Annotated in this window: 15 protein-coding genes, 1 tRNA gene and 1 pseudogene; 10 read left to right on the top strand and 7 right to left on the bottom strand. The window is 59.5% G+C overall.

The window, feature by feature from the left end:
- Positions 1-98: 98 nt before the first annotated feature.
- Positions 99-233 carry a hypothetical protein gene (locus AC0QUY_RS41025; RefSeq protein ID WP_474417137.1) on the top strand — a complete coding sequence of 45 codons (135 nt, stop codon included), beginning with the start codon at positions 99-101 and terminating at the stop codon, positions 231-233.
- A gap of 91 nt (positions 234-324) precedes the next feature.
- Here the strand turns inward: AC0QUY_RS41025 and AC0QUY_RS41020 are convergent.
- Positions 325-389, bottom strand: a tRNA-OTHER gene (locus AC0QUY_RS41020).
- 627 nt (positions 390-1,016) lie between these two features.
- Here AC0QUY_RS41020 and AC0QUY_RS41015 point away from each other — a divergent pair.
- From AC0QUY_RS41015 to ahpD, 8 genes are all read left to right on the top strand, one after another.
- Positions 1,017-1,223, top strand: coding sequence for a hypothetical protein (locus AC0QUY_RS41015; protein ID WP_161855605.1), 207 nt, complete (start codon positions 1,017-1,019; stop codon positions 1,221-1,223).
- 3 nt (positions 1,224-1,226) lie between these two features.
- On the top strand, positions 1,227-1,739 hold the full coding sequence (gene modA, locus AC0QUY_RS41010) for a molybdate ABC transporter substrate-binding protein (protein ID WP_161855606.1): 513 nt from the start codon (positions 1,227-1,229) through the stop codon (positions 1,737-1,739).
- A gap of 10 nt (positions 1,740-1,749) precedes the next feature.
- Positions 1,750-2,433 (top strand): molybdate ABC transporter permease subunit, encoded by a 684-nt coding sequence (gene modB / locus AC0QUY_RS41005; protein ID WP_161856805.1) that lies wholly within the window; start codon positions 1,750-1,752, stop codon positions 2,431-2,433.
- Positions 2,430-3,596 carry a molybdenum ABC transporter ATP-binding protein gene (gene modC / locus AC0QUY_RS41000; protein WP_161855607.1) on the top strand — a complete coding sequence of 389 codons (1,167 nt, stop codon included), beginning with the start codon at positions 2,430-2,432 and terminating at the stop codon, positions 3,594-3,596. Before modB ends, modC begins: the two co-directional genes overlap by 4 nt.
- A gap of 227 nt (positions 3,597-3,823) precedes the next feature.
- Positions 3,824-4,000, top strand: coding sequence for a hypothetical protein (locus AC0QUY_RS40995; protein WP_161855608.1), 177 nt, complete (start codon positions 3,824-3,826; stop codon positions 3,998-4,000).
- Positions 4,001-4,844: 844 nt separating this feature from the next.
- Positions 4,845-5,357: a DUF2478 domain-containing protein gene (locus AC0QUY_RS40990; protein WP_161855609.1), complete on the top strand. Its 513-nt coding sequence runs from the start codon at positions 4,845-4,847 to the stop codon at positions 5,355-5,357.
- Positions 5,358-5,875: 518 nt separating this feature from the next.
- Positions 5,876-6,430, top strand: coding sequence for a peroxiredoxin (locus AC0QUY_RS40985; RefSeq protein ID WP_057862001.1), 555 nt, complete (start codon positions 5,876-5,878; stop codon positions 6,428-6,430).
- Positions 6,431-6,437: 7 nt separating this feature from the next.
- On the top strand, positions 6,438-6,983 hold the full coding sequence (ahpD, locus tag AC0QUY_RS40980; RefSeq protein WP_161855610.1) for an alkylhydroperoxidase, AhpD family: 546 nt from the start codon (positions 6,438-6,440) through the stop codon (positions 6,981-6,983).
- Between the two features lie 594 nt (positions 6,984-7,577).
- Here the strand turns inward: ahpD and AC0QUY_RS40975 are convergent.
- The 4 genes from AC0QUY_RS40975 to AC0QUY_RS40960 are packed head-to-tail and all read right to left on the bottom strand — an operon-like array spanning position 7,578 to position 10,112.
- The gene (locus tag AC0QUY_RS40975) at positions 7,578-8,723 is read right to left on the bottom strand and encodes an E2 ligase fold family C protein (protein ID WP_246738320.1); all 1,146 of its coding nucleotides are present in this window, start codon (positions 8,721-8,723) and stop codon (positions 7,578-7,580) included.
- Positions 8,724-8,726: 3 nt separating this feature from the next.
- A complete protein-coding gene (locus tag AC0QUY_RS40970; RefSeq protein ID WP_161855611.1) occupies positions 8,727-9,215 on the bottom strand; it encodes a Mov34/MPN/PAD-1 family protein in 489 nt (162 codons plus the stop codon).
- Complete coding sequence (locus AC0QUY_RS40965; protein WP_161855612.1) at positions 9,212-9,829, bottom strand: putative metal-binding protein; 618 nt, start codon at positions 9,827-9,829, stop codon at positions 9,212-9,214. The genes AC0QUY_RS40970 and AC0QUY_RS40965 overlap by 4 nt, the downstream gene beginning before the upstream one ends.
- Positions 9,822-10,112, bottom strand: coding sequence for a DUF2604 domain-containing protein (locus tag AC0QUY_RS40960; protein ID WP_057862005.1), 291 nt, complete (start codon positions 10,110-10,112; stop codon positions 9,822-9,824). Before AC0QUY_RS40960 ends, AC0QUY_RS40965 begins: the two co-directional genes overlap by 8 nt.
- A 186-nt stretch (positions 10,113-10,298) precedes the next feature.
- Here AC0QUY_RS40960 and AC0QUY_RS40955 point away from each other — a divergent pair.
- Positions 10,299-10,553, top strand: a pseudogene (locus AC0QUY_RS40955) (SOS response-associated peptidase); the annotation flags it as partial.
- A gap of 896 nt (positions 10,554-11,449) precedes the next feature.
- Here the strand turns inward: AC0QUY_RS40955 and AC0QUY_RS40950 are convergent.
- Both AC0QUY_RS40950 and AC0QUY_RS40945 read right to left on the bottom strand, forming a co-directional pair.
- The gene (locus AC0QUY_RS40950; RefSeq protein ID WP_161855613.1) at positions 11,450-12,208 is read right to left on the bottom strand and encodes a glucose 1-dehydrogenase; all 759 of its coding nucleotides are present in this window, start codon (positions 12,206-12,208) and stop codon (positions 11,450-11,452) included.
- A gap of 437 nt (positions 12,209-12,645) precedes the next feature.
- On the bottom strand, positions 12,646-12,878 hold a 233-nt coding region (locus AC0QUY_RS40945; RefSeq protein WP_475391578.1), incomplete at its 5' end, for a hypothetical protein.

Genomic DNA, 12,878 nt, shown 5'->3' with positions numbered 1-12,878 from the left:
GCCGCCGGCTACAACTTCCGCCGCCTCATCCGCTGGCTCAGGCTTTTGCTGCACCTCTTCCTGACCGCACTCTTCTCCGGCGGTCGGCTTAATCCAGCGTGAAATCAATCTTCTTCACGGACGACGACATCATGGCCGCGCTCGGGCACACCACGCTTGCCGAAGCGGAACGATATACTCGCGACGCCGATCGCAAGCGCGGCGGCAAGCGCCGCGGTGACTCAGCTCAATGAACATCGCAAGAACAAACCTTCCCAAACCACACCCGAAAGTTTGGGAAAAGCGGCAAAAAGCGAAGGGAAAATAACGCCGAGACTACCCGCATGGCGCTCCCTAGGGGAATCGAACCCCTTGAGCGGGCCGCCTCCTGACCGCTCGACGAAGGGAGCTAAGCTATTGAAATTGCATCTAAACTTGCGACCTCCTCAACTCATCACAGCGCTTTTTCCTGCGTCCGGCACGTGATAGATCTACCGCATTTCACTGGGGGATATAAGCGTCCGACCTTTTTCGAGTGACGGATGCGAGCGATGCCGGAAACCACCTTACAGAAGATGATAGGCGCGATCACCAATCTTGATCGGCTGAATCAAGCCGTCGCCGAGCGCCTTTACCCGGTTATCGCGAGAGACGGCGACAGCAGCGGACGAGGACACCGATCAGGATCGCAATCAGGACCTGGACATAAAGGAGGTTTTTACCACGGTCGAGACGCCCGCGCGGCCGCAGTTCCGATCTTGTCATGATTTTCCTACCCCAACACGAACTCGAATAACTGGCCGCCGCGCGCTGAGAGGCGAGCGACATCACACGAGCGGCCACCTTGTCCGGTTCAGACGACGATGTCGGAAGTCCGACAATCGGCAACGTCATCAAAAAGCAGGCAGTTACGGTGTTTTCCTCGCCAAGCAAGGCGCTCACCAGATTCGGCGAGCGGCACGCCGATTGCTGGGATCAGGCGCAAACCCGCCGCCGCTGCCGGAGTGCTCGCAGCGGCCCCGTCTCAGGACTGCCCGATGAGCCGCGCTCGATCGATCCCGATTAAGGCACTGATGCCGCTTATGCTCGGAAGTGAACAGTCGGCGAACATCAATGTCGCGCTTGCCGCCGAGTTCACCGAGCCGGCCGGGGATATCGTATCCTTCAAGCAGAAATCCGCACAGAAGGCCGTGTTCGGCGCGAGCCGACAGCTTTATAGCCAGATCACGCAAGGCGGGTCGTGACAAATGATTCTCACGGCCGACGATTCCCACCCGAAGAAATTGGTTGAGAATGGTTTTGCTGTACGTGAAGGCCGACTCACCCACGCTAGCAGCAACCTGGTGCTCTGGAGCAGAACGGCGAAGTTCGTGAACGGCTTCGACACGTTCAGGACGGCATCTATCCTAAAATTACAGATCTGCAACTCCGCCCCGGCGCTCTATGGCGCTGCGGTGGAAGCGATGAAGGCCATCGATGCCTATGAGGGCATGCAACCGAAGCTGGTCGAGGGCGCAACCATCACGCAGGCCTACCAATTCATCAAGACGGTCAATGCCGAGCTCAGCGCCGCCCCGCTTCCGCAACTCGCAGACAGCAAGAGCGTTTCGCGCTGGCTCGTGCCGCAGGAGTTTGTGACCCGATCTTGCGGAACGTCGTGCGGTTGCAGACTGACGCCGATAACCGAGCGACGCGCGCCTAAAGGTCCCGGTAGTCTACTCAATTATTACGCGAGCATGACAATGTGCTCGAACAGTTAAATTGACGCGCATGGATAGCTTTTCACCAGAAATCTGGCAGTCGCTCGGGCTTACGATCGAGCTCGCGAGCGTGACGACCGTGATCCTGCTGATCGTCGGCACGCCGCTCGCGTGGTGGCTAGCACGCTCGAAGAGCCTTTGGACGGAGGCCGTGGCCACGATCATCGCGCTGCCGCTGGTGCTGCCGCCAACAGTACTCGGTTTTTATCTGCTCGCCCTGCTCGGCCCGAACGGCCCGGTCGACCTTCTCGCCTCTCTCTGGGGCGGGCGCACGCTGGCCTTCACCTTTGCGGGGCTCGTGGTTGGATCGGTTTTGTCAGCGCTGCCTTTGGTGGTGGAGCCCATCCGCTCCGCCTTCGCTGCTGTGGGTGACCGGCCGCTGGAGATCGCGGCTACTCTGCGCGCCTCGCCCTTATATGCCTTCTTCACGGTCGCCCTGCCTCTGGCGCGACCGGGTCTTCTGACAGCCGCTGTGCTTGGCTTTGCGCATACGATCAGCACGTTTGGCGTCGTGGTGATGATCGGCGGCAACATTCCTGGGCGCACCAAGGTGCTGTCGGCCTTTCTCTTCGACTTTGTCCAAGAGTCGCGCTGGCGCGAAGCAAGCTGGCTTGCCGGCGCCATGGCGATGTTCGCCGTTGCGGTCGTCCTCACCTTAACCTTGATCGACAAAAACAGCAGGAGGAGCACGTGAGGACAGCCACACCGGGCCGGATTGAAATTGCCTTTAGAGGCAGTATCGCTAGCTTTCCACTCGATACACAATTCAGCGTACCGGCCAAAGGCGTGGCGGCGATTTTCGGCCCGCCAGGCTGCGGAAAGACTGCGGTGGCGCGCTGCATCGCTGGCCTTGAGCGTTTGCCGGCCAGCTTCTGCGCCATCGATGGCGAGGTATGGCAGGACGAGACTACCTTCCGCCCGCCGCATCTGCGTTCCATTGGCTATGTGTCTCAGGAGGCGGGCCTTTTTCCCCATTTGTCGGTCAGGCGCAACCTGCTTTATGGTGCGCCCAAACCCAAACCGATGCCGATCGCGTTTGATGAGGTGGTCGAACTGCTCGACCTAGCGCCGCTACTCGACCGCTCTCCCTCGCATCTCTCCGGCGGGGAGCGGCAGCGCGTCGCCATGGGTCGCGCGCTGTTGTCTCAGCCCAGACTGCTTGTGATGGACGAGCCGCTTGCTGCGCTCCACAACCGCGCCAAACGTGAGATTCTGCCGTTCGTCGAACGCCTGCCCGCGAAGCTCGCGCTGCCGATGATCTACATCGGCCATGACATGGCGGAGATCGAACGCTTTGCCGATTATCTCGTTATGATGGATCGCGGCATGGTGACTGCGGCTGGGCCGCTGCATGTCTTGCAGACCGATCCTGCGCTGCCGCTTGCACCAAGCCGCGAAGCCGCCATCAGCCTTGATGCCGTGGTGAGCGGCTATGATGGACGCTATGGGCTTCTTATTCTCCGCCTCAAAGGTGCGCGCCTGTTGGTTCCGGCGCCGCCGCTTGCACCCGGCGTGCACCAACGGCTGCGCATCGCCGCCTGCGACGTCAGCGTCGCGCGCGAAGCGCCGCGCGCAGGCTCCATCCTCAACGTCTTTCCGGCGCGCATCAGAGCCTGTTTGCCGCTCGGCGCGGCTGAGATCACGCTGGTACTTGCGCTCGGCACCGGGGGCTCGGGCGCAGAGATTTTAGCGCGCATCACGCGTTTCTCCTTTGATTCGCTAGGACTCAAGGATGGAATGGACGTATTCGCCCAGCTCAAGCACATCTCGCTACTCTCGGCCTCTGAACCGCCACTGCAAACCATACCAGCTTCCACGCCAACAGCAGAGCCTGGACAGGCAAGCGCCGCGGCGTGAAACGAGAAGCTCGGCACGAGAGGCGAGCAGCATCATCTTAAGCCTCCACTCTTGTCGTGCCACGCCATGTGCGGTTGAAGACGCCGATATCGGAAGCACGACAAGCCGACCCAGCCATTCGACAGGGCACGCTGGCAGCTATGCGCGTTTGCTGTCGTCAACCAAGGCCGCGCACCATTTTCCTGAACGGCACGCGGATTGCTGGGATAAGGAGCTAAAGAGCCGCGATGGCCAAAGCCATCGCAGCGGCCCCGTCCCAGGAATTTCCGATGACGCTTACCCGATTGATCCTGATCAATTCAATTCTGACGCTGCTTATAATCGGAAATGCAGAAGCGGCAGAGATCGATGTGGCGGTCGCTGCGAACTTCACCATGCCGGCCAAGGAGATGCAGCGTCGTTGAAGCAAAAGACCAGGCGAGGCCCCGTTTAGCTTTGGCGCGAGCGGACAGTTTTACGGCCAGATCACGCAAGGGGCGCCCTTTGAGGTGTTTCTCTCGGCCGAATGCCCGCCCGAGCAAACTGGCCGAGAACCGTCTCGCGGTTCCGCAAAGCCGCTTCACCCATGCGATCGGCAACCTCGTGCTGTGGAGTTCGACTCAGAAGTTCGTGAACGACGCGGAGACTTTCGCAAAACTGTCGATCTACAATCCGGCGGCAGCGTTCTATGGCGCAGCCGCGGAGCACGCTGTGAAAGCGCTCGGCACCTGTGAGTCGACGCAGCCGAAGCTGGTCGCGGGATTCTCGTGTCTTTCTGGGACGGACGCACCCCCCTTCATCTTTGCCGGGCCTGTGGTCGGATCAGTTTTATACGCGCTGTCTTTCGTGGTACAGCCGCTTCCGAACGCCTCCGTGGCCAAGCTGGCTTGCCGTGGGCATGGTGATGTTCGGCCTTGCGGTAATCTTCACCCCAGCCTTGATCGAGAACTGCAGCGCAAGTAGAGCACGTGAGGACAGCCACACCAGACCGGATCGAAATCGCCTTCAGCGATAGGCTCTCTAGCTTTGCGATCGATGCGCAGTTCAGTGTACGGGCCAAAGGTGTGGCGGCGACCTCCAGCACGGCGCGCATGACGCGCCGCTGCCTATACGCTAAGGCTCAACTATGGAATTGACGTATTCGCCCCAGGTCAAAGGCCGTCCCGCTGGTTCACGACCTCTGAACCCTACGGCATCGCGCCATCTACGCCAGCAGTAGATACTGGACAGGCAGGCGCTGCAGGTGAAACGAGCCAGAGGATCAAGCCTATGATCGCCAACCTCGCCGAGATCGATCCCAAGCGCCTTGCGGCAATCCTCTACAGGCCGGAACAAGACGCGGATAGACTGCTCGCCGACTTCACCCAGGATCTCGCGCGGCAAGGCGTGCGCGTCGGCGGCATCGTCCAGCGAAACTTCAAGGGCGCAAACGGCACGAAAACCATGCTAGCGCTCGACGTTGCAACGGGGCGCGAGATTCCGATCTGTCAACCACTCGGCAGCGGCGCCACGTCCTGCAAACTCGATGCTAATGGGCTCGCAGATGCCGCAGTTGTTGTGTCCCGCGCGATCAAGCGGCACGTCGATCTACTCGTAATCAACAAATTCTCTAAGCAAGAGGCGTCCGGCCGGGGCCTGCGCGACGAATTTGCTGATGCCATCATTGCTGGAGTGCCGCTCCTCACCGCCGTCCCCGAAAAATGCCATGCCGCCTGGCGGACATTCACCGGAGATGTCGGCACGACGCTGCGGTGCGAGCGCCAGGTCGTGGAGGGATGGTGACGCGACATCGCCCTGCGCCTGCCGCGCATCCGCGCGCATTGCATCCCGTCAGCGGCTATTTACCCACATCAGATCCGATAGACTGATCACGCGCGGGAGGACATCCACAATTTTGATCCCGAGAACGTGCGCCACGTCATTAACGTCATTGCCGGTTCCCGCGCCACCTCACATCCGCTGTCCTCGTGCGCGTCGTGGGGTCGATCCGTGGCTTGGCGGAACATTGCCGCGGGCGCTGGGTTTCATCTTAATCAATTGCAATCGTTCGGCATCATAACCCGAACAGTTGGCTTGGGGCTAATCGTTCAAAGGCGCGCAACCGGCGGAGCACGGCAACATGCTCGGTTGTTGATGCAGGACGGCAGAACCATTCAAACAATGCTGTTAAGATGCCATCACGACGAGCATCCGATTGTCACATTTCACCCAGTTGAATCGCGATATCATCTGGCATATCGCTTGCTTCGCCTGATGCCGGAATCATCGGTTTCTGCGCGAAGCAATCTTGTGAGGACAATATGCTTGGAATTGGAAGCAAGTTGCCGTCGTTCGAAATCACAGGCGTGAAGCCCGGTTTTCATCTGCACGAGGAAAACGGGCAGAGCGCGTTCGAGACGCTGACGGAAAACAGCTTTCCTGGAAAATGGAAAGTCATCTTCTTCTACCCCAAGGATTTCACCTTCGTCTGCCCAACCGAGATCGCGGAGTTTGCCCGGCTATCGAAGGATTTCGCCGAGCGCGATGCTGTGGTGCTAGGCGGTTCGACCGACAACGAGTTCTGCAAGCTCGCTTGGCGGCGCTCGCACAAGGACCTGCAACATCTGCCAATCTGGCAGTTTGCCGACACTAAGGGCGGGCTGGTCGATGGCCTCGATGTGCGTTCGCCCGACGGCGTCGCTTATCGCTACACATTCGTCGTCGACCCCGACAATACCATCCAGCACGTCTACGCGACCAATCTAAATGTCGGCCGCAGCCCGAAGGACACGCTGCGCGTTCTGGACGCGCTACAGACCGACGAGCTCTGCGCCTGTAACCGCGAGATCGGCGGCGAAACCCTGAAAGTTGCTTGAGGCATCAATGTCGATTGAACAGCTAAAGGACCAGATTCCCGATTTCGCCAAGGACGTGAGACTCAACTTGGCTTCGATCCTGTCGGATGAGACGCTATCACCGCAGAGCAAATACGGGCTGTTGCTCGCCACCGCGATTGCGGTCCGCAATCCCCTGGTGATCGCCGCAATGGAATCTGCGGCCGCCGTCGTGATAACGCCGGCCGCGGTCGCGGCGGCAAAATCCGCGGCCTCCATGATGGCGATGAACAACGTCTACTACCGCTTCGTTCACCTCGCCTCCAATCCGGAATACAAGACGATGCCGGCGCGGCTGCGCATGAACGTGATCGGCAATCCCGGCGTGGACAAAGCCGATTTCGAGCTGTGGTCGCTGGCGGTAAGCGCCATCAACGGCTGCGGCGCCTGCATGGACGCCCATGAGAAGGCGCTGCGGGAAGCCGGCGTCAGCTCGGCGGCCATCCAAACCGCGGTCCGCTTTGCCGCGATCGTGCAGTCGGTTGCGGTTGCGATCGAGGCGGCCGGCATGGGCGTGACCCAGGCGGTGGAGTGATCCTCCGCGCTCATTGCCGAGGGTGTTTTAGAATCCAGATGCGGTTGATACTCCAACAACTTCAGGCGCATTCGGAAAAAAGCGCCCCCTCAGCAATTTCAATAGCTTGGCAGCCCTCTCCAAACGAAAATAGCGCGTCCGGCTGGAGCGCACGTTCGCGGCGCCTACCGCGAGGCGAGGCCTTCCAATAGTGATCAGATCGAAGTTAAGGAGCTCTGCAGCTTCGGTACTTTCGTCGGTATGCAGCTAAGAAGTCTTCGTCTGCGCAGATGCACCGTCCTGACGTATCTTTTGCCTTAGGATCGTGAAGATGCGACGCGAGTGGACGAAGCAGGTTAATCCGTGTGCTTGTGGTCCGCAGGTTCAGAAGGCCGGAAGCGTGCTTCACGAGATGCGCCGCCAACATTATGCCAGCGAGAGCCGACTGAAACGACATCGGCACAACGGCTCTCACCGGCTGCGCTCCGTCCGTCAGGCGCATGACAATCCCTCCGCAGATTGCCCGCTGGTGAAAGCATCGGACGGACTGGCCGACAAACTCTTTAAGGGCTTCGGACGGAATGTTGAACGCTTTGGCGACACGTTCGACGAAACCTACATCCACCGGCCTGTTCGTCTGAAGGAGATCCCGGATCTCCTGTTGGGCCTCCGGCATCTTGAGCTCCTCAGCAATCTTCTCGTCTTCGTCTTTATTTTCCCGTGAGGCAAGTAAAGGCAGGCCAGACATGCCCGGCCGTCATCAAAGCCATGGCGCGACACTCCGAGATCAAGCTCTTGTGTCCAGGCGTTTACGATCCATTTCGGCAACGCCCCCTGCGCGGCAATGCGGTCCGGAGCGTTGTCCAATGCGACAGCAACTCTTTCGAACATCCAATCGTTCCGGTCGCTCACATAGACGTCCCATTTGACACAATGAGCCGACACTTCCAGCGCCGTATCCACGAGCGCGGCACGCGCCAGATCCACTTTTGGTGAACCAACATCACATTGGCCGGCCAGCACGTAGCGCTGTAGATTCGAAAGGTCGACCTCCTCATCGTCCACCAGACGAAGCGATCCTTTAATGCTCGCCGTGCGAGCCAAAGCCCAAATCGCGCCATTGCCGATCGCGCCGAGCCCGACGAGGTGAGTCTCGCCGATATCCGTTCCTTCCAAACCCGGACCGGAGTCAGGGGTACCCTGGGCGTAGGTCAGCATTGACAGGTCGATAAGCTCGTCCGCGTCGCCCTGCTCCAGCTGGTCGGCAAATACCGTCCGAAAGACGTTGGCTGCCGCGAAGCATGACGCAGCTCCCGCGCCAAACGGATTCATCGACTTGCCGGAACCAACCAGACCGCGGCTCGAAAGTTTGGCTCTCCATCCCTCCGAGCCGATGAAGAAGGTCGGACACTTAATGCGCGACGGACTGCTTCCAACGACCACGGAAACCGTGACGGCCTTCCTGGTTTTCGCGAGCTCGATCTCAGGATTGATGGACTTCGCCAGGAACTCCAGGATTGGAACATGATCCTTCGCCTTTGCATCAAGCGGCCGCAGCGCGATCGTCGGATAAAGGCGCGACAACAGCCTGATGATCATATCCAGGCTGGCTCTGCCTTCCCGCGACTGCACGGCTGCGCCGTCGAAAGACACTCCGATCACTTGCGCGGCAAGCCTGTCCTCGAACGCCGACATCTTGAAATTGGTCAGCGCCCGCGACGCTGCCGACGCCGCGCGGTCCATGAAGTTGGCCCTGGCCATCGTTCAATCCTTGATTAAAATCATCCGCGTAACCTGGCCAACCGACAAGGGGCGCCACACTCCAGCCCCGTCAAGCCGGTACGATGCGACGTTCCTGAGATCGAAGGGCACTCGCGCGAAGTCAGGCACGACCAAAGACAAGCACCCCACCGTCGTGGCGATCGCGTACTCGTCGTCCGTGCTGGAATGATAGGCTCGGCCGGGATGACTGTGTATCTGGGCAATGAGCGCAAGCTTCTCCCGGTACAGCCATACATTTATGCGATGCAGCTCTTCAGGTCCTATTACGACGCACACTCCATCGGCAGTACGTATGTGGCGCTGGGCAGGAATGAGCGTCCTATGTACCTGAAAATGGTGCCCCGTCTGACGGCCTACCCAAAGGCCGAGACCTTCATGCCCTTCACAACCCACCTTCCGCAAATGGGCATCGAGTTCATCTACGCAGCCGGGCGGCACCGAGAGGACCGTAACGTCCGCAATCTGATTCATTCCGGTACGGCCAGTAATGAGGGCAGCACGTTCACCGCCGGGATCTGGACCTGCACCTGGTAATGCTCGATCGGCTTTACCCCGTGGTGCCAGATCTTTTCGAGGATAAAAGCCAACGATCCTTCGCCAGAGCTTCGATGCAGCAGCCATGAATCACTCGTGTGAGCGGGATTGTTGTGGTATTCGAAAATGCCGGGAAGACAAATAAATGGCCGATCATCAGGGCTGTTGTACTGAATCATGTTTGTCATTTGCACCCCTCCCTGCTGGGCCAGCGCCAGAATGGTCTCGGGAGTTGCGCCGGGGATTGCCGCACGGCGAAGCATTTGCAGCTGGAGCAATTTGGCGGGTATCGGTTCGCGCATGAAAGGGTCCACGAACCTGACGGAGGGCGGCCGCAGATCGTAATTCGTAAAATTCAGCACGATGGCAGCGACGATCGGAGGCGGTCTCGGCTTAGTCGCCGCGAAAGCCACAAAGATCTCCGGAAACTCTGCGTCAAGCAGGATCCAGCCCCTCTTGCGATAGGCCGATTCCATGCTCCGATAGTTGGCAAGCTCCCGCTCGAACTTTACGCGCGAGACCTCGGGATCGACAGTTTGGAGATCAGCCACCGGCCACGCCAGCCTTGAGGCTCAGGAACAGCGTCACTTGCTTGCCAAATCCAAACTCGCCTAGCTTCTTGTCCGGATCCAACAGCTCGCCCGCTTCGTTCTTGATCTCCCAATTTTCGGGCGGCTGAGCCAGGTTATTGGTCTCCTCCAGCGCCTTTTGGCGGGCCACATGCAGCGGCTGCTGCTCTATGGCCTTAATGACGACAGGCTGACCGTTCACGACCATCGTGATTTCGACGAAATCCGCGCCGTGATCACTTCCCGGCTTCTTCTCATTCTTCATTTTTGGTCCTGTTGTGTGTGGGCGGCGCTTGGAATCGATGCTGTCGATTGTATGCAGAGGACGACGTGTTAAAAAAAGCGAGCATGCCACAAGATGCATTCGGAAAGTCTTCATTTGGCGCGGGGTTATGCAGTTTTCAGGCGTTGGCGCTCTTTCGTCCACATCTCCGACCCGTTGCGGCTTGAGCCGCGCAGACCGGCGGGCTCGCCAGTGAGCAGCATCCGGAACACGTCGCCACACTGGCGCATGCGGCTCAAGCTGGACAACCGATGTCTCGTGCCCTTCAACGGCTTTGCCGGATATGCCCGCGAACCGAACCCGAGACGAAGAAGAAGGATGTCGTCTGGTTCGCGCTAAAACGAGGATCGGCCGCTCTGTGCCTGCGCTGGCATCGGGACCGAGTTCAGCGGCGACCGCGGCACCATATCCAAGCCGGTCCCAATGGCAGAAGGAAGACCCCAAAATTCTCAAAGCCGTTAACGATGTAATTAAGGACAAGCGCAATCCACATAAGGGCTCGGGAACCGGAACCCCATAAGCATGATTTTGAAGGGTGATGGTTGCGGCGCATTACCGGAGAGCATCGACTCGTTTACCGCCCCAAGGGGCGAGACCCAGCAACTCGACACTCGCTCAACGTCGATACCACTGCTGAGCTGCTGATTCGCAATCCCGCCTTCCGAATCCTATTCGGAGGCGTGCTCAAGCCGGAGTACGTTCCCTGCCCCCGACCCCGAGGGTCCGCTGATGAAATGCTTGCCTATGACATAAAGCGACATGTACATCTGCCCAGGCTGGGCCGCGATGTTGTCTGAACATGCCTCCCGCAAATCCCAGTGCTCGATTCTGCGCCTTGACCGGCTCAGGCTGCGAGGTCCAGCTGGTGCTCAAGACGAGTTGCTCCTGCTGGCACGCCCAAAACCTACGCAACGTCGCAAAGTTGATCCCGCCGCCTACGCTGCAGTGCTGCGGTTCACCTAAGCACACCACGACTCAGGGCGACCATTGCTCTGTACCCTCCACAAAGCGCTGGTTCGTCGACTTGACGTGTCGTTCTCGTTAATCAATCGCCTTTTTGGTCGAACTCGGCCTGCTCCAGCGCAGGCAGAACCTGATCTAATCGCCGCATCACCGAGTGCAGCGAGTCGCTAAAACAGCTCCGTTCTGCTCCAGCTGCAAGCACTGTTCGCGCATCGAAGGTGCCCGCGGGCTGCGCTGGCGCCAAACTGCGGCCTCCGGAGAAGTTATCGTTGGCGATACCGGGTCCGAAGATCCCGAGAGCTGAGACGACGAACCGCCGTCTCGTTGTCCTGGCGGGGACGATCAGTTGGTGCTCATCAAAAGATATACTCGGGAGCCAGCCATTTGTGTGGGACGCCGGTCGTCAGACCGCCATCGATAACGATCTCGGAACCGGTAAGATAACTGGACTCGTCGCTGAGCAGGAACAAGACTGCCTGCGACACTTCCTGCGGCCGGCCGGCCCGTCCCAGTGGAATGGGGAAAATGGAGGGATCGAAGCTCACGGTCATCGGCGTGGTGATGAAGCCGGGATGGATCGAGTTGACGCGGACGCCCGAGGCCGCGGCCTCCAGAGCAGCAGACTTGGTTATGCCTCGCACGCCGAACTTGGAAGCGACATAGGCATGAAGCCCGGCAGTGCCCCGGAGCCCCTCGACGGACGAGACATTAACGATCGAACCTCCGCCTACGCGCCGGATTGCCGGCAGAGCCGCCTGCATTCCAAGGAACGCTCCGGTCAAATTGACTGCGATAATCTTGTTCCACTGATCAAGCGGGAACTGCTCGATCGGGGCCGTGCTGGCGATGCCAGCATTGTTAACCAGCCCATGCAGCGCGCCGAAGCTGCTCTCAGCGGTCGCGACCGCCCTAGCCCACTCCTCCGGCTGGGTGACGTCCTGAGGTACATAGATGGCGGAAGCGCCCAGTTCAGCCGCGAGAGCCTCTCCTTGTGTATGAAGAATATCAGTGATTACGACCTTGGCGCCTTCAGCTACAAGCAGGCGCGCATGAGCTGCACCCATCCCACGAGCTCCGCCGGTCACCAGAATGACCTTTTCGTTCACACGTCCCATGACATGTTCCTTGCTTCGCTCCGTCGATCAGTGGCTGCGCAGCGGGGCGATCAGCTCGAGCCCATCTTTCTCGCTTAGACCGGACAACCTTGACGATCTCGCCGCCCGAAACCAGGCGCGCCCTGTCATGCCAGAAGAACTCCTGATGGTGCTCCATCAGTTCGTCCTTCGCCGACTTGGCCGGACGCCTGCTAGGGAAATGGGGGTTAGCAGTTCGTAGGTGCAAGTGGATCTTCCTCGAACATGTGCCTCGCCGCGCATGACCTAGCCATCCTTCAGCATGGGCATGGCTGCTGTCACCAAACGGCTCCCTCTTCTCAAAGGAACGACATTCTCGCCCAATATTTCCGCGCCTCGTTGATGAGATTGGCTGCTGCCGCCTACAGGCGCCGGCTCCCACCAAACCGGCGTTCGCGGAGCCGCCTGCCGCGTTTGGATCAGGCTTTGACGAGCGAGAGCAACGCACATGAGGTTCTCCGGCGTGCAGCGGCGGGAAGATCCAGATCTTCTAATCGGTGCGCCAATGATGGCGCGCGCAGAAACACTAGCAGGCTGCTGAAAAAGCTGATTGCAGGAGCGATTTTCTTGATCGGCGCGAGGATGCGGCGACTTCCGAGGTCTGAACGACGCCGTAGGCGGTGTCTCGGAGGCGATTTTGCTTCATTTTCGA

It is taken from the genome of Bradyrhizobium sp. WYCCWR15520 (genome assembly GCF_056174665.1).
The sequence above is the reverse complement of the archived record's forward strand: the minus strand, read 5'-3'. Positions and strand labels throughout refer to the sequence as shown.

Bases quoted from the DNA above. Each gene is read 5' to 3' on its own strand.
- AC0QUY_RS41015 (WP_161855605.1), top strand. From the start codon at position 1,017: ATGAGCCGCGCTCGATCGATCCCGATTAAGGCACTGATGCCGCTTATG.
- modA (WP_161855606.1), top strand. From the start codon at position 1,227: ATGATTCTCACGGCCGACGATTCCCACCCGAAGAAATTGGTTGAGAAT.
- modB (WP_161856805.1), top strand. From the start codon at position 1,750: ATGGATAGCTTTTCACCAGAAATCTGGCAGTCGCTCGGGCTTACGATC.
- AC0QUY_RS40995 (WP_161855608.1), top strand. From the start codon at position 3,824: ATGGCCAAAGCCATCGCAGCGGCCCCGTCCCAGGAATTTCCGATGACG.
- AC0QUY_RS40990 (WP_161855609.1), top strand. From the start codon at position 4,845: ATGATCGCCAACCTCGCCGAGATCGATCCCAAGCGCCTTGCGGCAATC.
- AC0QUY_RS40985 (WP_057862001.1), top strand. From the start codon at position 5,876: ATGCTTGGAATTGGAAGCAAGTTGCCGTCGTTCGAAATCACAGGCGTG.
- ahpD (WP_161855610.1), top strand. From the start codon at position 6,438: ATGTCGATTGAACAGCTAAAGGACCAGATTCCCGATTTCGCCAAGGAC.
- AC0QUY_RS40975 (WP_246738320.1), bottom strand. From the start codon at position 8,723: ATGGCCAGGGCCAACTTCATGGACCGCGCGGCGTCGGCAGCGTCGCGG.
- AC0QUY_RS40970 (WP_161855611.1), bottom strand. From the start codon at position 9,215: ATGAATCAGATTGCGGACGTTACGGTCCTCTCGGTGCCGCCCGGCTGC.
- AC0QUY_RS40960 (WP_057862005.1), bottom strand. From the start codon at position 10,112: ATGAAGAATGAGAAGAAGCCGGGAAGTGATCACGGCGCGGATTTCGTC.
- AC0QUY_RS40950 (WP_161855613.1), bottom strand. From the start codon at position 12,208: ATGGGACGTGTGAACGAAAAGGTCATTCTGGTGACCGGCGGAGCTCGT.